This window comes from Cohnella panacarvi Gsoil 349 (genome assembly GCF_000515335.1).
In the GTDB taxonomy this organism is placed as follows: Bacteria; Bacillota; Bacilli; order Paenibacillales; family Paenibacillaceae; genus Cohnella; species Cohnella panacarvi.
Map to the genome: position 1 here is coordinate 3,960,351 of NZ_KI911563.1, position 16,828 is coordinate 3,977,178.

Below are 16,828 nucleotides of genomic sequence, written 5' to 3' on the forward strand. Positions count from 1 at the left end.
AGTTTGATCTTGATTGCATTATTCGACAGACACGGTCGATTTCCTTTAAGGAAGGACGCTGCGCAGAACGGTCATATTGCCGTTCAGGGAATACCGTCCAAGGTTAGCGGGGATCAGGAAACAGTCCCCGGCTCTCGCGTCGACGACGCCGTTGGCCCAGTCGATGCTGCCCGAGCCCTCGCACACGATCACGATGACGAAGCTGTCGCCGTGCGTGGTTTGCGACCATTCGCCCGCTACGATGCCTTTGTCGGTGACGAAGTACGGAGAGGAGGCAAGCGTCAGCCATTCTCCGGGTTTAGCCGCGTCGGTCGACATGCGGGACGCGCCCGCGCCGTCGTAGGCGATGACGTTAAGCGAATCTTCGATGTGAAGCTCGCGCATTCGGCCGTCTAAGCCCGGGCGATTGTAATCGTGCAAGCGGTAAGTCGTATCCGAATTTTGTTGGATTTCCGCCACGACTACGCCCGCGCACAAGGCATGGACGGTGCCTGCGGGAATATAGAACGCGTCGCCTGCTTTAACGGATACTTCCTGCAAGCAGTCCGCGATGCGGCCTTCGTCGATTGCCGCGGCCAGCTTGGCACGGTCGACTCCCGGCGTAAGACCGTATATGATGGTCGCGCCCGGCTTAGCATCAAGCACGTACCACATTTCGGTTTTGCCCAGCTCGCCTTCCGGCAGGCGGTCGTAATGATCGTTCGGGTGCACTTGTACCGATAGATCGTCGTTGCAATCGAGCAGCTTGATAAGCAGCGGAAACCGTCCGTTGCCGGTCGCGCCCTTCGCGCCGAACCACGCCGCCCCCGCGAGCTCGCGAATCTCGTCCAAGCCTTTGCCGGCCAGCGCCCCGTTCGCGACGTGCGAGACGCCGTTCGGATGATCGGCGATCATCCAGCCTTCCCCGATGGCGCCTTGAGGCACTTCGAATCCGAAGCGCTCGAGCGCGCGGCCTCCCCAAACTCTCTCTTTGAATTCCGGTTTAAAATGAAGCGGATAAGGCTGAAGATCAGACATGAGCTAGCGGCCCCCTCGGGTAGATTCGAAAAACTCCAACGCTTCTCCGTCCGGTCCGTTAAAGAAAAAGTAACGGCTTTCGTTCGGCAGCGTCGTGATGCGCTCGTCCAATCCGTCAACGTTAAGCGAACGAATGCGAGCGAACTCCCCGTCGAGATCGTCGACGTTGAACGCGACGTGATGGACGCGGCCTTCGCGGGTCAGACTGCCGGTATAGCCTTCGATCAGCTCGACTTCGGTATCGCGCGACCCGGGGAAAGCAAGGAACGCGAGCCGAATGACGCCGTTCGTATGCAGCATGGTCTCCAAGTAAGTCAGGCCGACGACTTTCTCGTAAAATTCGATCGAACGTTCCAATGAGCTTACCATAATGCCGACGTGCTCGATTTTGCGGACAGCCATAGTAGATTCCTCCTATTTCTTAACGATGGCGATCAAATAAGGCGAAGCATTCTTCTGCGGAAAACGATAGACGACGCACTGGGCGATCATTGGCGGGATCGTCGACGCCCATTGTTCGACCGCAGAGGCTTCCGCGTCGCCGCCCTCGTGGCCCGGATAGACGACGATCGTCAGCAAGCCGCCGCCGCGCAGCAGCATTAGTGCGGACACTAGCGCGATCAAGGTCGTATCGGTTTTCGTCGTAAGCCGCCGATCCGCTCCGGGCAAGTAACCGAGGTTAAACATGATCGCAGCGATTCGGCCGTGATACTCGGAAGGGACGAGGGTATTCATCTCTTCGTGCCCGGCCAGCAGCAACTCGACCCGCGCCAGTCGTTCGCCGGCCGAGGCCGCGTTCGCCAGCCGCGCGCGCGTCCTCTCTAGAGCGGCGGCTTGGACGTCGAAGGCGAATACGGCGCCTCGAGGTCCCGACAGCTTCGCGAGGAACAGCGTGTCAACGCCGTTCCCCGTCGTCGCGTCGATCACGGGTTCGCCGCCCTGTACCCGTTCCGTAACGTAACGCTGAGCTTGGCTTAAGACGGAGAGGAAACCTGCGCTCATACGGTATCGCCCGCTACGACCGGTTCGGAGGAGCGGGCGCCCCATAATTTTCCTTGCCAGCTGTTTCTGCGGACGAGCTCGGCGTCAATCGCGTTGAGCACTTCCCATTTGCGCAAGCTCCACATCGGCCCGATAAGCAAATCTCTAGGCGCGTCGCCCGTCAACCGGTGAACGATCATGTCCGGAGGCAGCATCTCCAGCGAGTCGACGACGAGCTTTACGTACTCGTCCTGCTCGAGGAACCGCAGCAGGCCCGCGTTCCATTGGCGTACCATCGGCGTTTTGCGCATCAGATGGAGCAGGTGGATTTTGATCCCTTGCACGTCCATGCCCGCCACCGCTTGCACCGTCTCGAGCATCATCTCGCGCGTCTCGCCCGGCAAACCGTGAATGATATGCGCGCATACCCGAATGCCCCGTTCTCTAAGCCGGCGCACCGCGTCGCGGAAGCATTCCGTATCATGGGCCCGGTTGATCAGCTCGGAGGTCGATTCATGAACGGTCTGCAAGCCCATCTCGATCCATAGATAGGTCCGTTCATTGAGCTCGGCCAAGTAATCGACGACATCGTCGGGCAGGCAATCCGGGCGGGTCGCGATGGACAAGCCGACGACGCCGGGCTGCTCCAGGATGACTTCGTAATATTCGCGAAGCGTCTCCACCGGCGCGTAGGTGTTCGTATAGGCTTGAAAGTAGCCGATGTACTTCGCCTCCGGCCATTTCAGGTGCTGGCGGTCGCGTATGTTATTGAACTGCGTGACCAGGTCGTCGCGCCTGCTGCCCGCGAAGTCTCCGGAGCCGCGCGTAGAGCAGAACGTACAGCCGCCCGCAGCGATCGTACCGTCCCGGTTCGGGCAAGTGAATCCGGCGTCGAGCATGACTTTGAACACCTTGGCGCCGAACGCCTCGCGCATTTCGTAATTCCATGTATGAAACCGCTTGTCTCCCCAGAGCAGCGGCGATCGAGTGTCGATCCGATGGGTTGCCATGTTGCATCCGTCCTTATCCGTCCGGCGTTGTCCGTATCGGATTCAGCCGTTGGTCGGTATTAATTGTAGCGAAAATAAGGAGAAATTGCGAGAGAGCTTCACACGAGCGCATCGTCCCCCCCGGAACCCGACATTCGATCCGTTCCATTACAACGATCGGTTAACGACGTTACGATCCCGAATCAACATGGAAAAAAGGGCGAATGTGAACGCTTTCCTTCTTGAAAAACCTAACATGATGTGTTATATTGAAATTGCGCCGAATCAACGAAAAAACCTAACATTAGCAACATTTTTCGCAGCCGATTTCATACCAATTCTACACCTGAGAGCAGACTGGGCAGAACGATCTATTTACGAATTGGAGAGGTGATCAGAATGAGTACGGTCGTACGCATTCCACACGGGGACGATACCCTGAAGGTAGAGCTGACGTTGAAGGAAGTCATGGCCCTGTCGGGAATCAAATTCCACGGCAACCCGATGATCGAAGTGTCGGCGAAGAAGAAGCTGCAGGAAGCGCTCGAAGATCATTACGAAATCGATGACCATCACCATGTGAACTAGTATCGAAGCCGGGTCCCGCATACGGGATTCCGGCTTTTTATTTTACAAGGCACCGATGAATATCGGAGTCGGGTTTCGTCTATATAGGCGAAGGACAAATAACGATTCAACGAAAAAGACGAGGTGATCGAGATGGCCTTGAAGTCCACGACCGCTTGCGTAAACTTGCATGTAGAAAATGTAGAACAATCGATGGCGTTTTTCGCCGAAATCGGATTTGAGTTCGACTTCGCGGATAAGGAGAAGGCGGCGCGCTTCGTGATCGGCGACAACATGCTTGCCATGCTGCTCGCGGATGATTATTTTAAGTTGATTACGAAAAAGGAACCCGTCGACACCGATCAATATGCTCAGATGACGATCGCGTTGGCGTTCGAGAGCCGGGACAAAGTGGATGAGACGGTTAACAAGGCGGTCTCCCTGGGCGGAAAATCGCTAGGCGAACCGGAGGATTACGGATTCATGTATCAATGGGCTTTCCAGGACCTGGACGGGCATATTTGGGCAATCAGCCACATGAACAGGGACGCGATTTGAAGATCAGGGGTAACTAATGGAACTTAACTGCCGACTACTGCCTCAACTGCATGGAGTACAGTTCGTTATCGCAATATCGTCATTTTTCTACTGAATAAATGCATTGAATACACCTCACACTCGCCGAAACCGTCAGAACTTTCATTTTCTACCCAACCGACTGCATTTCGTACCGTTTACAGGCCAAGGCGTATCCCACGATTGGAATACCTGCCATTCATGCAGTTCGTATCAAGCGTTGACGCAGCGTTGGCCTAATTGATATGGATCCGTACACGTAGAGGTTGTCCCTCGGTCGAATCGGCCTTGGGGACAGCCTCTTTTATTCGTGTTGACTTTTTGCTTCATTGGTTATATAGTTAGTTACATGAGTAACTAACCGACTAACGTGGTGGTGGGACAATGAGTTTACAAATGGACGACAGCCGCCCGATCTTCGTACAAATCGCCGAACGCATCGAGAACGACATTATTGACGGCGCGATGCCCGAGGAGTCGCAAGTGCCGTCGACGAATCAATTCGCGGCCTTCTATCAGATTAATCCGGCAACGGCGGCGAAAGGCGTAAATCTGCTCGTGGATCTAGGCATTCTTTACAAGAGGAGAGGGATCGGCATGTTCGTGGCAACGGGTGCGAAAGCTCGGCTCATGGAGCAACGCAAGGAGCATTTTTTCGAACAGTACGTCGTAACGATGATTAGCGAAGCGAAGAAACTCGGCATTACGGTAGATCAACTGACGGATATGATCCGCAGAGGGGAGAGTCGCCATGAATAAGGTCGTCGAAATTAACGGACTAACGAAGAAGTACAAGGATCAGATCGCCGTCAACAACGTCAGCTTCATGCTCGAAGCGAATAAAATATACGGACTGCTCGGACGTAACGGCGCCGGTAAAACGACCATTATGCATATGATAACGGCGCAGGCGTTCCCGACGAGCGGGGAACTGAAAGTGTTCGGCGAGAATCCTTACGAGAACAACCGGGTATTAACGCAGCTCTGCTTTATTAAGGAAAGCCAAAAGTATCCGGATAATTACCGCGTCATCGACGTGCTGGACGTCTCGTCTACCTTTTTCCCGAATTGGGATCGCGAGTTCGCCTTTGCCCTGATCGAGGACTTCCGGTTGCCGCTGAAGCGCAGGGTTAAGAAGCTGTCCAGAGGCATGCTGTCCGCCGTCGGCATTATCGTCGGACTGGCGAGCCGGGCGCCGGTTACGATTTTCGACGAACCTTATCTTGGACTAGACGCGGTCGCGCGCGGTTTGTTCTATGACCGTCTGCTCGATGATTATGCGGAGAATCCGCGCACGATCGTGCTATCCACGCACCTGATCGATGAAGTCAGCAAGCTGCTGGAGCACGTCATCGTTATCAATAGCGGCGAGGTGATCTTGAACGAAGACGCGGAAGAGCTCCGCGGGCAAGCGTCCACGGTCGTCGGCGCGGCGGCGAAAGCCGAGGCGTTCGCAATGGGCCGGACGATCATCCATCGCGAATCGATGGGGGGGCTGGCGTCCGTTACGTTCATGGGTCGGCTGGACGCCGAGGATCGGAGGCAAGCGGAGGAACTCGGGCTGGAGATCGCTCCGGTATCGTTGCAACAGCTTGTCGTCCACTTGACGAAAAGCAATCACAAGAATAAGGAGGCGGTATCCCTATGAATAGAATACGGAGCGTCGTCCACATGCATATGAAAGACCGGTTGGGCTGGTTTATTTTGCCGTGGGTGATTCTCGGGAGCAGTTTCGTCGTCAATCTGGGTATCGCGGCTTACGCCGAAGAGACGATCACGACGGGAGGCTTGGCATCGATCTACATCTATATGCTTGTTGGAGGCATTGTCAGCTTGGTACAGACGTACCCTTTCGCGGTCGGTTTTACGATGAGGCGCAAAGATTACGTGATCGGCACGCTCGCGACGATGGCAGGGTTCAGCGCATACTCCGCCATCGTGCTCATGCTGCTGGGCGCGATCGAGAAGGAAACCGGCTGGGGCGTGGATCTGAACTTCTTTCATCTCGGATATTTGAGCGAAGGCAATCTATTGGCGCAATGGTGGGTACATTTCGGAATCATGCTGAACATGCTGGTCGGAGGTTTTCTCATTTCGAGCATTCATCGTAAATTCGGGAAGAACGGCATGTTCGCCTTTTTCATCGGCATATCGTTGATCTTGTCCGTCGTCATCTTCCTCGTGAGCACGAACGACGGATGGGACGCCATCGGACGTTGGCTGAGAGACAATCCGCCTACCGCTGCCGAATTATCGACGTATTTATTCCCGTTAACCGTTATCTTCGGTTTCGCTTCGCATCTGCTTTTGAGAAAAGCGGCAGTCTAAGTTGCCGTTCCCGGGTTCGCTACACTTTCCCGTACATTCATGCTACACTTTGATTTGATATAGGGGTAACAATGGAGACGGGAGCGAAGACGGGAATGATCGAACGTTCGCATTGGCGGCGCGCTTCAACTTGGGCAGTCTTATCGGCCGCCATGTTCATTTACGTATGCGTCATCGTGCTTGCGGGTAAAGCGGGCTATATCGATGACAATCTTATCCGGATCGTTCAAGGCTGGGAATCTCCCGGTCTAACGGACCTGATGGAGACGTTCACTTGGCTTGGATCTACGAATGTCGCTATCATTATCGCTTTGGTCGCAATCGTGGTGCTGGCCGTATTGTTGAAACATCGAATGGAACTGGTGCTGTTCGTCCTCGTCGTGGGGCTTGCTCCGTTATTGAATAGGCTGATTAAGAGCATATTCGAGCGCGAGCGCCCGACCCTTCATCGGCTGATCGAGGAGGTAGGCTATAGCTTCCCGAGCGGGCACAGCATGTCGGCCTTCACGGTGTACGGCATTCTGGTTTACTTGCTGTGGCGGCATGTGCCGAGCGCGTGGGGAAGAGCGCTTATGATCGTAATCGGGTTGGCGTTGACTTTATTCATCGGCATCAGCCGCATTTACTTGGGCGTACATTACCCAAGCGACGTCATCGGCGGTTATTTGCTGAGCGGGGCGTGGATCGGGCTTTCGATCGAAGTGTTCGAGCGAACGGTCCGACGCAAAGGTTAGGATTCGACTTCGGGAGGAAATCAGGCAATGGCAATGCGTTTGCGCGGGAGAAAAAATATCCGCGAGAGCTTGGAGCAACAACCGGATTTGGTCGTACTGGAACCGAATAAGCTCAAAGGACGATGGAGCGAATTTTTCGGGAACGACAATCCGATCTACATCGAGCTTGGCATGGGCAAGGGGCAGTTTATAAGCCGCCAGGCATTCAACAACCCGAACGTTAATTTTCTGGGCATGGACATATACGATGAACTGCTCAGACGAGGCTGCGAGAAAGCCAGATCGTTGTGGCGGGCGCAAAAGGGTACCGAGGAAGTGCCTAACTTGGCGCTGATCCGCGGGAACGTCGAAGAGCTGGAGCTTATGTTCGAGACCGGCGAATTGGAACGCATTTACTTGAACTTCAGCGATCCGTGGCCGAAAGCGAAGCATGCGCGACGCAGGCTGACGCACCCGAGATTCCTCGACAAATATAAGCAAGCGCTGAACGAGAAGGGCGAAATCCATTTCAAGACCGATTCGCTTAGCTTGTTCGAATTTTCCTTGAACAGCTTCTCCGCGTCGCTGCTTCAGATGAGGAACATCTCGCTCGATCTTCATCGGAACGGTCTTCGCGAGGATCTCGTCATGACGGAATACGAGACGAAGTTCTCGAGCCAGGGCATGCCGATTTACCGCTTGGAGGCAGTGATCGGAGAACGTGTCGTCGCGGAGCACCGCCGGCAGGTCGCGGCCGATCTCGCGCAGCAAGCGCGGCGCCATGAAGCCGCGAAAGCGAGAGAGTCCGCCGAGGACGACGAATAAGCCAGGATATAAAGGCGATCGCCCATTGTGGCGGTCGCCTTTGCTATTTCCGCAACCTGTCAGATACCTGCTCGGAGTTAGTCGTCCGACCCGACTAATTTTCCGTCCCCATCTCATCTCGCATCAAATCCACAAACCAACCAGCATGGCCGTCGAGCTTCCAAGCATCGCTCCGGCTAACGTGTCGCTCGGATAATGCAATCCGAAGTAGATGCGGGACAGCAGGGAGAACGTCAGGCTGAAGACGGCGCCTCCGATGATCGAGAGGGCGAGGAACAGCCCGTTCAACGCCGAGCGATGCCAACGAATATTGACGTGCAGGAACAGCGGTCGTTCGGCTTGCTGCAGCAGATGATAGATTCGGCGCATTGTTCCTCTCCTTTGGCGCTAGAGTATCTAGACGCTGTAGTCCTATCGCTTCTTCATTGTAAATCTCGATTGTCATGCGAGTATTAACGAGCCTCTTGATACTCCGTTAACGTCCGGTTCTTACAATGGAGGTCAATAGGGAAGGCAAAAGGAGAGGAAGCCGTTTATGAGCGGGGCGCGCGCTTGCGCTTAAGCACGGAATTCCGCTCGTCGCGTCGCATCATACGCATTTCGCTCGATATTTGCCGTATTACAACCTCCAATGGTTGGGTAAACTGCTATACAGATATTTGCATTGGTTTCATCGTCCTTGCCGGACGATCTATGTCCCTAGCCTGTACAAGGAGCCGTCCGTCCGGGCGAGACTGGCCGCGGCTTACGCCAGACCGGTCGTCAAGTAAGTTTGCTCGGCTTAAAGTCGGAAATTCGCGAAACGCTAGGTCCTCGGCAACAAAACGATTGCTATTCGATGCAAAGCGGAGCATTCTTCCGCCAATGGGTATCTTCGGGGGCTCTTTATCTCCAAGAACCCTGTTTCTTGGTTATCGGGAGCGAAATCGGGTGTATAGCGCTTTTGACAAAAGGCAGTAAAGGAAAGAAAATCAAGGATGTATCTTCGGGCCCTTACGGAGACTGTACAGAAAAGACAATTCACAGAAAACAAACAGAGAGATAAAAAGGGACAAAGAAAAATAGGGGTTTAGGGGGTCACAACTGAATATGTTCAACAGCTTTCTAATGGTCGTGCAAGCATTGGCCGCCGCAATCGGCGTATACCAAATCGCTCTTTCGTTCTTCGGTTGGTACCGCAGGAAGGAGCGGATTACGCACAAGCCGACCAAATCGTTCGCGCTGCTCGTAGCCGCCCATAACGAGGAGGCCGTCGTCGGAGCGCTGATCGAGAACTTGCTCAAGATGGATTATCCGCGCGAGTTGTTCGATATTTTCGTCATCTGCGACAATTGCACCGACGGAACGGCGAACATCGTGCGAGGCTACCCTGGCGTATACGCCTGCGAGCGTACGAATCCGAATCAACGCGGCAAAGGCTTCGCGATCGAATGGATGCTCAAGGAGCTATGGAAGCATCCGAAGCCATACGACGCGATCGTCATGTTCGACGCCGACAATCTGGTCGCGACGGACTTCCTGCACTACATGAACGAAGACCTGTGCAACGGCTATAAAGTCGTTCAAGGCTATCTCGATACGAAAAACCCGCACGATTCTTGGATCAGCGCGGCGAACGGCATCACGTACTGGTTCTGTAACCGGTTGTGGCAGCTGCCTCGCTTGAATCTGAAGCTGTCGAACTTCCTTGGCGGCACCGGAATGTGCTTCGAGACTAAGCTGCTTAAGGATATGGGCTGGGGCGCGACGAGCCTGGTCGAAGACCTGGAGTTCACGGTACGCTGCATTCAACGCAACATCTATCCGAAATTCAACTACGACGCGCGCGTATACGACGAGAAGCCGATCACGTTCCGCGCTTCCGCGCGCCAACGGCTGCGCTGGATGCAAGGCCACTTCGACGTCTGCCGCAGGTATATGATGCCGCTGCTGTGGCAAGGCATTAAAGAACGGAGCATCGTCAAGATCGACGCCGCGCTGTATGTCTTTAATGCATTCGTCTATTTGATCGGTTTCCTGCTCACGTTGACGCTCTGGTTCGACGTCATGCTGCCGGGCGAGCCGAATTTGACGTCGATCTACTCGAAGATGCCTCTGGGCTTGTCGCTCACGATCGTGCTGTACGGTTACCTGCAATGTCCGATCGCGATGTTGATGGAGAGAGTGAACTGGCGCATGTACCTCAGGTTGATATCGTTCCCGGTCTTCTTCCTGTCCTGGTGGCCGATCGCGTTCTACGCGTTCTTCACGCAGAACAACAAGACGTGGAGCCACACGAAGCATACGCGCGTTATTCGCCTCGAAGAGGTGCAAGGCAAACAAATGTAAAGCCGGGCAGGAAGCTTCCCTCGGACATGCGCCGAGGGAAGCTGTCTGAAACCGGCGTTGACATCGCGTCTGCGCCGTGCTATAGTATTCGAGTGTCTGATTTGTTTGGTTATATTCAGCACGCACAAGCAGAAGCGCCCGCTTCTCACCTGATCGGCCACGGCTGACGGGTATGCGTAGCCACGAAGACGGAGATTGCCGGAGCATACGTTTCCGCGTCCCGTATACGTAGGACTAGGATGCGGGTCGATGCGACTCGTATTTTTTTTGCATTCAAGCGAGGCGAAATCAAGTAACTCAAGGATGCACTTTCACTGTGGAGGTGGAACACGATTAGCAAGGATCATCAAATCAACGAGGAAATCCGGGCGAAGGAAGTCAGGCTGGTCGGCCCAGAGGGCGAGCAAATCGGAATCAAACCATTCCGCGAAGCGATGCAAATGGCAATCGACGCGAATCTTGACCTGGTCAACGTAGCGCCGCAGGCAAAGCCGCCTGTATGCCGCATCATGGACTACGGCAAGTTCCGTTACGAGCAGCAGAAGAAGGAAAAAGAAGCCCGGAAGAATCAGAAGATCGTCGACCTGAAAGAAGTATGGTTCCGTGCGAACATCGAGGAGCACGATTACCAGACGAAATTCCGCAATGTCGTGAAGTTCTTGAATGACGGCGACAAGGTTAAATGCTCCGTGCGTTTCCGCGGCCGTGAAATTACGCATGCCAAGCTCGGACAGAAGATCTTGGAGCGCGTTGCGAACGAAGTGAACGATCTTTGCGTCGTCGAACGCCAACCTAAGTTGGAAGGCCGCAGCATGATTATGATTTTGGCTCCGAAAAGCCACTGACAGGAGGAACAATCCATGCCTAAGATGAAAACGCACAGCAGCTTGAAGGATCGCTTCAAAATTACCGGTACGGGTAAAGTCAAGCGCCATAAAGCTTACAAAAACCACTTGCTGTCCCACAAATCGGGACGCCAAAAACGCGTATTGTCCAACCAGCCTCTGATGGCTCAAGGCGACGTGCGCCGCTTGCAACAACAACTCGCAAACCTGAAATAAACGTTAATTAGACTTCCGGGAGGTAATGAATCATGGCAAGAGTCAAAGGCGGATTCGTCACGCGCCGCCGTCGCAATAGAATGTTGAAACTGGCTAAAGGTTATTGGGGCGCCAAGCACCGCCTGTTCAAGAAAGCCAAAGAACAGGTAATGAAGTCCCTGATGTACGCATACCGCGACCGTCGTCAGACGAAGCGCAACTTCCGCAAATTGTGGATCGTGCGTATTAACGCGGCTGCTCGTCAGAACGGCCTTTCCTACAGCAAATTGATGCACGGCCTCAAGCTCGCCGGCATCGAAGTGAACCGCAAAATGCTCGCCGACCTCGCAGTGAACGACATCAACGCGTTCAACTCGCTTGCCGGCGCCGCGAAATCCAAAATCAACGCTTAATCGCGTATGGACTCTTCAAACCGCGTCTTCTTCGTCCCGAACGGGACAAGAGGCGCGGTTTTTGCTTTGGGAGACATACGATTAAGGCATATCCATGAGGTACACCTGTACAAGCCAAGCTTGTTCCCTCCCCATACCCTATAAAGTAACGGGGGGACGGCTGCTCACGGCAGTCCGCGTCCTCGTCCGCAACAAGGGAGGAGGGTTTCAAAGATGTCGCGAGTCACTCGCGCGCAAGCGCAGAAGTTGGTCGGTCAGAACATCTATGCCGTTCGGAAGGACGGTTCGGTCGTCTCGGGCAAGCTGGTCCGCATTTCGGGCAACAGGCTCCTGCTCGAAGCGCCGAAAGGCAAAACGGTTCGCACGAAGGCGATCATTCCACTCGTCTTGTTCGACTTGCTGGCGATCGGCACGATTCCGTTCGCCGGATTCGGGGGATTCGGGGGATTCGGGGGATACGGCGGGTTTGGCCCATACGGCGGCGGCTTCGGCGGATGGTGGTAACCTGAATAAAGCGTACTTGCCATACGGGAACTTCCCGGGGCGAGTACGCTTTTTGAATGCACCCAACGTATTTCAGAACGCATTCCCGAAAGCATCGTTTAGGCTAACGAGCGATTTGTGCATGTGATAAGCCTTGAGCGCATCTACATACGCCAGCGATTGGTAGCCGAGACGTTTATAGAATCGAATTCCGCGAGCGTTGCCTTCATCGACGAACAAATAGGCAACGGTGCAGCCTTTATGGCGTCCGTACGATTCCGCTCGGTTCATCAGCTCCGTCCCCCACCGGCGGTTCTGATGTCTTCCGTCCACGGCGAGCAAATCGACGAAGAGCGCCGCGCCTCGAATTTCAATGTGGACGAAGCCGTGCGGGAGGCTTTGCCGCGAACGTGAGGCTACGAACGTCGGACCTCTGCGCAGACGGCGCACCACTTCGAACCGGAGCTTCCCATCCCTCGGATGCTGCCAGGGCGACAACGGTACAAGCTGCTTGCGTACCAACTCCACGATTCCCCGGGTATCCCCTTGCTGTTTCCAACGGATCATCCGCATCGCCTCCTCGTGCGCGAGACATGCTATTAGGGAACGTAACCAGCCCGTGGTATAACGTATGTAGGGGTCGCCAAGGCGGTAACGGCGACTTGGCGATTTCGCGAACTTGCGTATTGACGAAAGCTTGTCGGAAGCATATAATTAATTTTAATTCACTGAACAATTAACAGCCGTGAAGAGGAAAAAGCGTTAGGGCTCTTATGCTCAGAGAGTATCGGAACTGCTGAGACCGATACCTTAATCCCTGAATGCGAAGTCTCCTCGGAGCTGTTCGCCTGAACCGCCGCTGGCGCAGTAGGGTGAACCGGAGTAGCGCTCGTTATTGCGCCAAGTATGGTAACGTCGCCGCGTGCGCACGCCCCGCCATACTTTCGAAGGTCGTCGCCGCGAGGCGTACGGCAAACTCGGGTGGTACCACGGAAGCGACAAGCCTTTCGTCCCAAGATAGCCATGAATATGGCTGCGGGACGGAAAGGCTTTTTTATCGTGATCAGGCACTATAACTGATCGCACTTTGAAGGGAGGAATTATGGATGAGCGCACAAAGTGCTACGCTGAAATCCAAAGAAGAATTAATCGCGAAATGGAGCAAGTCGGAAGTCATCTCCGGGTCGGAAATGCTTCTTCGCAGCTTGTTGTTGGAGGGCGCGGAATGCGTCTTCGGGTATCCGGGCGGCGCGGTTCTGTACATCTATGACGCCATGCACGGCTTCTCGGATTTCCAGCATTTGCTGACTCGCCATGAACAAGGCGCAATCCATGCGGCGGACGGCTACGCGCGTTCCACCGGCAAAGTCGGCGTATGTATCGCAACGTCCGGACCGGGAGCGACGAACCTCGTCACGGGGATCGCGACGGCTTACATGGATTCCGTTCCTCTCGTCGTCATTACGGGCAACGTCTTCTCGACCTTGATCGGTACGGACGCGTTCCAGGAAGCGGATATCGTCGGCATCACGATGCCGATCACGAAGCACAGCTACATGGTTCGCGACGTAGAAGAGCTGCCGCGCGTCATCCACGAAGCGTTCCATATTGCGAATACGGGTCGTAAAGGTCCGGTGTTGATCGACATTCCGAAGGACGTATCGGCGGCGAAGACGCTCTTCAAGCCGGTTGGCGAACTTCAACTGCGCGGCTACAATCCGACGGTGCAACCGAACCGCAATCAAGTCGACAAATTGATCAAGGCGATCGAGAAGGCAGAACGTCCGATCATGCTCGTCGGCGGCGGCGTCATCTATTCGGGAGCGCACGAGGAACTGCACGAGTTCGTGACGAAGACGCAAATTCCGGTAACGACGACGCTGCTCGGCCTGGGCGCATTCCCGACGGGACACGAGCTTCACATGGGATTCCCGGGCATGCACGGGACCTATACCGCGAATAACGCGATCCAGAACGCAGACCTCTTGATTAATATCGGCGCTCGCTTCGACGACCGCGTGACGGGCAAGCTGAAAGGCTTCGCGCCGAAGGCGAAGATCGTTCATATCGATATCGATCCGGCGGAGATCGGCAAGAACGTACCGACTGACATCCCGATCGTAGGAGATGCCAAATCGGTGCTGAAGACGGCGAACGAGCTAGCGAAGCGTGCGAACTTGGCGGATGCGTGGCGCGCTCAGATCGCGGCTTGGAAGGCAAGCTACCCGTTCAAGTATAAGGATTCCGACGTGGAGTTGAAGCCGCAGTGGGTCATCTCGATGATTCACGAGACGACGAAAGGCGACGCGATCGTAACGACGGACGTCGGTCAGCATCAAATGTGGGCGGCTCAATATTATCCGTTCAATAAACCGCGCTCTTGGGTAACGTCGGGCGGACTCGGGACGATGGGCTTCGGCTTCCCGTCCGCGATCGGCGCTCAGATGGGCAATCCGGATCGTACGGTCGTATCGATCAACGGCGACGGCGGCATGCAAATGTGCGCCCAAGAACTGGCGATCTGCGCGATCAACAACATTCCGGTCAAAGTCGCCATTATCAACAACCAAGTGCTAGGCATGGTTCGCCAGTGGCAGGAGCTGATTCACGAGAATCGGGAGAGCCATATCGATCTTGCGGGCAGCCCGGATTTCGTCAAGCTGGGAGAAGCCTACGGCGTTAAATCCTTCCGCGCGACGAACAAGGAAGAGGCGCGTCGCGTCTGGGAAGAAGCGCTCAAGCATAACGGTCCGGCGCTCGTCGAATTCGTCGTGCGCAAGGAAGAGAACGTCTACCCGATGGTCACGCAGGGCAGCACGATCGACCATATGCTGATGGGGGATTCCGAATGAAGAACAAACATACGATCGCCATTCTCGTGAACGATCAGCCAGGCGTGCTGCAACGGGTTTCCGGCCTGTTCGGACGCCGCGGCTTCAACATTGAGAGCATTACAGTCGGCGCGTCCGAAGAACCCGGATTGTCCCGTATGGTCATCGTTACTACCGGCGATGACCATACGCTGGAACAAATCCAAAAGCAGTTGTACAAGCTTATCGACGTCATCAAAGTGACGGACGTCAGCTCGAATCCGATGGTCGGACGCGAGCTCGGCTTGATCAAGATCGGCGCCGAGCCGTCGGCCCGCCCGGAAATTCTCGGCATCGTCGAGACGTTCCGCGCGGCGGTCGTCGACATCGGCCCAAGCACGTTAATCGTTCAAGTCGTCGGGGATACGGAGAAAATCGACGCCATGATCGAGCTTCTTAAACCGTACGGCATCCGGGAGCTGTCCCGCACCGGGGTTACGGCAATGGCGCGCGGCAGCCGCTAAAGTCGTTCGCAATGGGATGAAGGCCCCGCTTGGAGCGGGGGTTCGAGGGGATAGCCGGCCCGGCGCGAACGCCAGGCACGCTCTCTCTTGGAACGCCCGCTTCGAGGGGTAAGGTAATACATCGATTCACATATCCGAAGGAGGAACACAATCCAATGGCAGTCAAGTTGTTTCACGAAAAAGATGCAGACCTCGGCGTACTGAAAGGCAAAACAATCGCAATTATCGGTTACGGCAGCCAAGGGCACGCGCAAGCGCAAAACCTGCGCGACAGCGGCCTTAACGTCATCATCGGCCTTCGCAACGGCAAATCCGCCGACGCGGCTCGCAACGACGGCTTCGAAGTTTTGTCCGTTGCAGACGCGACTCGCAAAGCGGACGTCGTTCAAATTCTGATGCCTGACGAAACGCAAGCCAGCGTGTATAAGAACGAGATCGAGCCGAACCTCAAAAAAGGCGCTGCGCTCATGTTCTCCCACGGCTTCAACATCCACTTCGGTCAAATCGTTGCTCCGGCGGACGCGGACGTTCTTCTCGTCGCTCCTAAATCCCCTGGCCACATGGTTCGCCGTACTTATACGGAAGGCTTCGGCGTTCCAGGATTGATCGCGATCCACCAGAACGGTACGGGCAAAGCGTTCGAGATCGGCATGGCTTATGCGAAAGGCATCGGCTGTACGCGCGCGGGCGTTATCGAAACTTCGTTCCGCGAAGAAACCGAAACCGACCTGTTCGGCGAACAAGCCGTACTTTGCGGCGGCGCTACCGCCCTCGTTAAAGCGGGCTTCGAGACGCTCGTCGAAGCCGGCTATGCTCCGGAAATGGCTTACTTCGAGTGCTTGCACGAGCTGAAGCTGATCGTCGACATGATGTACGAAGGCGGACTCGCTTCCATGCGCAATTCGATCTCCAACACGGCCGAGTACGGCGACTACGTTACCGGTCCTCGCGTCGTAACGGACGAGACGAAGAAAGCGATGAAAGCCGTGCTTTCCGACATCCAACAAGGCAAATTCGCTCGCGACTTCATCCTCGAGAACCAATCCGGACGCGCGTTCCTTACGGCTACCCGCCGCAACGAAGCCGAGCATCCGATCGAAGTCGTAGGCGCGCAGCTTCGCGGCTTGATGCACTGGATCAAGAAGTAATTCGAATCGAATAGTAGACACGCAAGCCGTCGCCGTCCTTGAGGGCGGCGGCTTTCATGTTATAATCGGATTAACGAAGATAGATC

General features: G+C 55.2%; 21 protein-coding genes and 1 pseudogene. 16 read left to right on the plus strand and 6 right to left on the minus strand.

All coding sequences use genetic code 11. From position 1 onward, the window contains the following. Window positions 1–45: 45 nt before the first annotated feature. Genes COHPA_RS0119030 through mnmL form a run of 4 tightly spaced genes read right to left on the minus strand, consistent with a single transcriptional unit; the run spans window position 46 to window position 3,008 of the window. A complete protein-coding gene (locus tag COHPA_RS0119030; RefSeq protein ID WP_027087735.1) occupies window positions 46–1,017 on the minus strand; it encodes a type I phosphomannose isomerase catalytic subunit in 972 nt (323 codons plus the stop codon). A 3-nt stretch (window positions 1,018–1,020) separates the two neighbouring features. Beyond that, window positions 1,021–1,419 (minus strand): VOC family protein, encoded by a 399-nt coding sequence (locus COHPA_RS0119035; RefSeq protein WP_027087736.1) that lies wholly within the window; start codon window positions 1,417–1,419, stop codon window positions 1,021–1,023. 12 nt (window positions 1,420–1,431) lie between these two features. Beyond that, window positions 1,432–2,019, minus strand: a complete 588-nt coding sequence (gene mnmM / locus COHPA_RS0119040; protein WP_027087737.1) for a tRNA 5-(aminomethyl)-2-thiouridylate-methyltransferase MnmM — start codon at window positions 2,017–2,019, stop codon at window positions 1,432–1,434. Continuing rightward, window positions 2,016–3,008: a tRNA modification radical SAM protein MnmL/YtqA gene (mnmL, locus tag COHPA_RS0119045; RefSeq protein WP_027087738.1), complete on the minus strand. Its 993-nt coding sequence runs from the start codon at window positions 3,006–3,008 to the stop codon at window positions 2,016–2,018. The genes mnmM and mnmL overlap by 4 nt, the downstream gene beginning before the upstream one ends. A gap of 378 nt (window positions 3,009–3,386) precedes the next feature. On the opposite strand from mnmL, the gene COHPA_RS0119050 reads away from it, so the two are divergent. From COHPA_RS0119050 to trmB, 7 genes are all read left to right on the plus strand, one after another. Further along, a complete protein-coding gene (locus tag COHPA_RS0119050; protein ID WP_027087739.1) occupies window positions 3,387–3,575 on the plus strand; it encodes a hypothetical protein in 189 nt (62 codons plus the stop codon). Between the two features lie 132 nt (window positions 3,576–3,707). Continuing rightward, window positions 3,708–4,112, plus strand: coding sequence for a VOC family protein (locus tag COHPA_RS0119055; RefSeq protein ID WP_027087740.1), 405 nt, complete (start codon window positions 3,708–3,710; stop codon window positions 4,110–4,112). A 402-nt stretch (window positions 4,113–4,514) separates the two neighbouring features. After that, window positions 4,515–4,889 (plus strand): GntR family transcriptional regulator, encoded by a 375-nt coding sequence (locus COHPA_RS0119060; protein WP_035119662.1) that lies wholly within the window; start codon window positions 4,515–4,517, stop codon window positions 4,887–4,889. Beyond that, entirely contained in the window at window positions 4,882–5,778 is an 897-nt protein-coding gene (locus COHPA_RS0119065; protein ID WP_027087742.1) for an ABC transporter ATP-binding protein, read from the plus strand. The genes COHPA_RS0119060 and COHPA_RS0119065 overlap by 8 nt, the downstream gene beginning before the upstream one ends. Then, window positions 5,775–6,458 (plus strand): hypothetical protein, encoded by a 684-nt coding sequence (locus tag COHPA_RS0119070; RefSeq protein WP_027087743.1) that lies wholly within the window; start codon window positions 5,775–5,777, stop codon window positions 6,456–6,458. Before COHPA_RS0119065 ends, COHPA_RS0119070 begins: the two co-directional genes overlap by 4 nt. Window positions 6,459–6,529: 71 nt before the next feature. Then, the gene (locus tag COHPA_RS0119075; protein WP_027087744.1) at window positions 6,530–7,192 is read left to right on the plus strand and encodes a phosphatase PAP2 family protein; all 663 of its coding nucleotides are present in this window, start codon (window positions 6,530–6,532) and stop codon (window positions 7,190–7,192) included. 33 nt (window positions 7,193–7,225) lie between these two features. Then, window positions 7,226–7,996 (plus strand): tRNA (guanosine(46)-N7)-methyltransferase TrmB, encoded by a 771-nt coding sequence (trmB, locus tag COHPA_RS0119080; RefSeq protein ID WP_035121409.1) that lies wholly within the window; start codon window positions 7,226–7,228, stop codon window positions 7,994–7,996. A 123-nt stretch (window positions 7,997–8,119) separates the two neighbouring features. Here trmB and COHPA_RS0119085 read toward each other — a convergent pair whose 3' ends face one another. Next, complete coding sequence (locus tag COHPA_RS0119085; RefSeq protein ID WP_027087746.1) at window positions 8,120–8,365, minus strand: phosphatase PAP2 family protein; 246 nt, start codon at window positions 8,363–8,365, stop codon at window positions 8,120–8,122. A gap of 185 nt (window positions 8,366–8,550) precedes the next feature. On the opposite strand from COHPA_RS0119085, the pseudogene COHPA_RS26345 reads away from it, so the two are divergent. From COHPA_RS26345 to COHPA_RS0119110, 6 genes and pseudogenes are all read left to right on the plus strand, one after another. Further along, window positions 8,551–8,766, plus strand: a pseudogene (locus tag COHPA_RS26345) (glycosyltransferase); the annotation flags it as partial. Window positions 8,767–9,085: 319 nt separating this feature from the next. Continuing rightward, window positions 9,086–10,324 (plus strand): glycosyltransferase family 2 protein, encoded by a 1,239-nt coding sequence (locus COHPA_RS0119090; protein WP_027087747.1) that lies wholly within the window; start codon window positions 9,086–9,088, stop codon window positions 10,322–10,324. Between the two features lie 350 nt (window positions 10,325–10,674). Then, window positions 10,675–11,169 carry a translation initiation factor IF-3 gene (gene infC, locus COHPA_RS0119095; RefSeq protein WP_035119665.1) on the plus strand — a complete coding sequence of 165 codons (495 nt, stop codon included), beginning with the start codon at window positions 10,675–10,677 and terminating at the stop codon, window positions 11,167–11,169. A 15-nt stretch (window positions 11,170–11,184) separates the two neighbouring features. Then, window positions 11,185–11,385: a 50S ribosomal protein L35 gene (rpmI, locus tag COHPA_RS0119100; RefSeq protein ID WP_027087749.1), complete on the plus strand. Its 201-nt coding sequence runs from the start codon at window positions 11,185–11,187 to the stop codon at window positions 11,383–11,385. 32 nt (window positions 11,386–11,417) lie between these two features. Beyond that, a complete protein-coding gene (gene rplT / locus COHPA_RS0119105) occupies window positions 11,418–11,777 on the plus strand; it encodes a 50S ribosomal protein L20 (protein WP_027087750.1) in 360 nt (119 codons plus the stop codon). 213 nt (window positions 11,778–11,990) lie between these two features. Next, complete coding sequence (locus COHPA_RS0119110) at window positions 11,991–12,281, plus strand: hypothetical protein (RefSeq protein WP_027087751.1); 291 nt, start codon at window positions 11,991–11,993, stop codon at window positions 12,279–12,281. Window positions 12,282–12,353: 72 nt separating this feature from the next. Here COHPA_RS0119110 and COHPA_RS0119115 read toward each other — a convergent pair whose 3' ends face one another. After that, window positions 12,354–12,827 carry a GNAT family N-acetyltransferase gene (locus COHPA_RS0119115; protein ID WP_027087752.1) on the minus strand — a complete coding sequence of 158 codons (474 nt, stop codon included), beginning with the start codon at window positions 12,825–12,827 and terminating at the stop codon, window positions 12,354–12,356. Window positions 12,828–13,366: 539 nt separating this feature from the next. Here COHPA_RS0119115 and ilvB point away from each other — a divergent pair. The 3 genes from ilvB (at window position 13,367) to ilvC (ending at window position 16,742) form a co-directional block, all read left to right on the plus strand. Continuing rightward, complete coding sequence (gene ilvB, locus COHPA_RS0119120; RefSeq protein ID WP_027087753.1) at window positions 13,367–15,112, plus strand: biosynthetic-type acetolactate synthase large subunit; 1,746 nt, start codon at window positions 13,367–13,369, stop codon at window positions 15,110–15,112. Then, the gene (gene ilvN, locus COHPA_RS0119125; RefSeq protein ID WP_027087754.1) at window positions 15,109–15,594 is read left to right on the plus strand and encodes an acetolactate synthase small subunit; all 486 of its coding nucleotides are present in this window, start codon (window positions 15,109–15,111) and stop codon (window positions 15,592–15,594) included. Before ilvB ends, ilvN begins: the two co-directional genes overlap by 4 nt. 155 nt (window positions 15,595–15,749) lie before the next feature. Continuing rightward, window positions 15,750–16,742 (plus strand): ketol-acid reductoisomerase, encoded by a 993-nt coding sequence (gene ilvC / locus COHPA_RS0119130; protein WP_027087755.1) that lies wholly within the window; start codon window positions 15,750–15,752, stop codon window positions 16,740–16,742. Window positions 16,743–16,828: the final 86 nt, after the last annotated feature.

What these genes read in the sequence shown, in the direction of transcription:
- COHPA_RS0119075 (WP_027087744.1), top strand. Translation starts at nt 6,530, where the DNA reads ATGGAGACGGGAGCGAAGACGGGAATGATCGAACGTTCGCATTGGCGG.
- trmB (WP_035121409.1), top strand. Translation starts at nt 7,226, where the DNA reads ATGCGTTTGCGCGGGAGAAAAAATATCCGCGAGAGCTTGGAGCAACAA.
- ilvN (WP_027087754.1), top strand. Translation starts at nt 15,109, where the DNA reads ATGAAGAACAAACATACGATCGCCATTCTCGTGAACGATCAGCCAGGC.
- rpmI (WP_027087749.1), top strand. Translation starts at nt 11,185, where the DNA reads ATGCCTAAGATGAAAACGCACAGCAGCTTGAAGGATCGCTTCAAAATT.
- COHPA_RS0119115 (WP_027087752.1), bottom strand. Translation starts at nt 12,827, where the DNA reads ATGATCCGTTGGAAACAGCAAGGGGATACCCGGGGAATCGTGGAGTTG.
- COHPA_RS0119065 (WP_027087742.1), top strand. Translation starts at nt 4,882, where the DNA reads ATGAATAAGGTCGTCGAAATTAACGGACTAACGAAGAAGTACAAGGAT.
- COHPA_RS0119050 (WP_027087739.1), top strand. Translation starts at nt 3,387, where the DNA reads ATGAGTACGGTCGTACGCATTCCACACGGGGACGATACCCTGAAGGTA.
- COHPA_RS0119090 (WP_027087747.1), top strand. Translation starts at nt 9,086, where the DNA reads ATGTTCAACAGCTTTCTAATGGTCGTGCAAGCATTGGCCGCCGCAATC.
- COHPA_RS0119055 (WP_027087740.1), top strand. Translation starts at nt 3,708, where the DNA reads ATGGCCTTGAAGTCCACGACCGCTTGCGTAAACTTGCATGTAGAAAAT.
- rplT (WP_027087750.1), top strand. Translation starts at nt 11,418, where the DNA reads ATGGCAAGAGTCAAAGGCGGATTCGTCACGCGCCGCCGTCGCAATAGA.
- ilvB (WP_027087753.1), top strand. Translation starts at nt 13,367, where the DNA reads ATGAGCGCACAAAGTGCTACGCTGAAATCCAAAGAAGAATTAATCGCG.
- COHPA_RS0119060 (WP_035119662.1), top strand. Translation starts at nt 4,515, where the DNA reads ATGAGTTTACAAATGGACGACAGCCGCCCGATCTTCGTACAAATCGCC.
- COHPA_RS0119035 (WP_027087736.1), bottom strand. Translation starts at nt 1,419, where the DNA reads ATGGCTGTCCGCAAAATCGAGCACGTCGGCATTATGGTAAGCTCATTG.
- COHPA_RS0119070 (WP_027087743.1), top strand. Translation starts at nt 5,775, where the DNA reads ATGAATAGAATACGGAGCGTCGTCCACATGCATATGAAAGACCGGTTG.
- COHPA_RS0119110 (WP_027087751.1), top strand. Translation starts at nt 11,991, where the DNA reads ATGTCGCGAGTCACTCGCGCGCAAGCGCAGAAGTTGGTCGGTCAGAAC.
- COHPA_RS0119030 (WP_027087735.1), bottom strand. Translation starts at nt 1,017, where the DNA reads ATGTCTGATCTTCAGCCTTATCCGCTTCATTTTAAACCGGAATTCAAA.
- ilvC (WP_027087755.1), top strand. Translation starts at nt 15,750, where the DNA reads ATGGCAGTCAAGTTGTTTCACGAAAAAGATGCAGACCTCGGCGTACTG.
- mnmL (WP_027087738.1), bottom strand. Translation starts at nt 3,008, where the DNA reads ATGGCAACCCATCGGATCGACACTCGATCGCCGCTGCTCTGGGGAGAC.
- mnmM (WP_027087737.1), bottom strand. Translation starts at nt 2,019, where the DNA reads ATGAGCGCAGGTTTCCTCTCCGTCTTAAGCCAAGCTCAGCGTTACGTT.
- COHPA_RS0119085 (WP_027087746.1), bottom strand. Translation starts at nt 8,365, where the DNA reads ATGCGCCGAATCTATCATCTGCTGCAGCAAGCCGAACGACCGCTGTTC.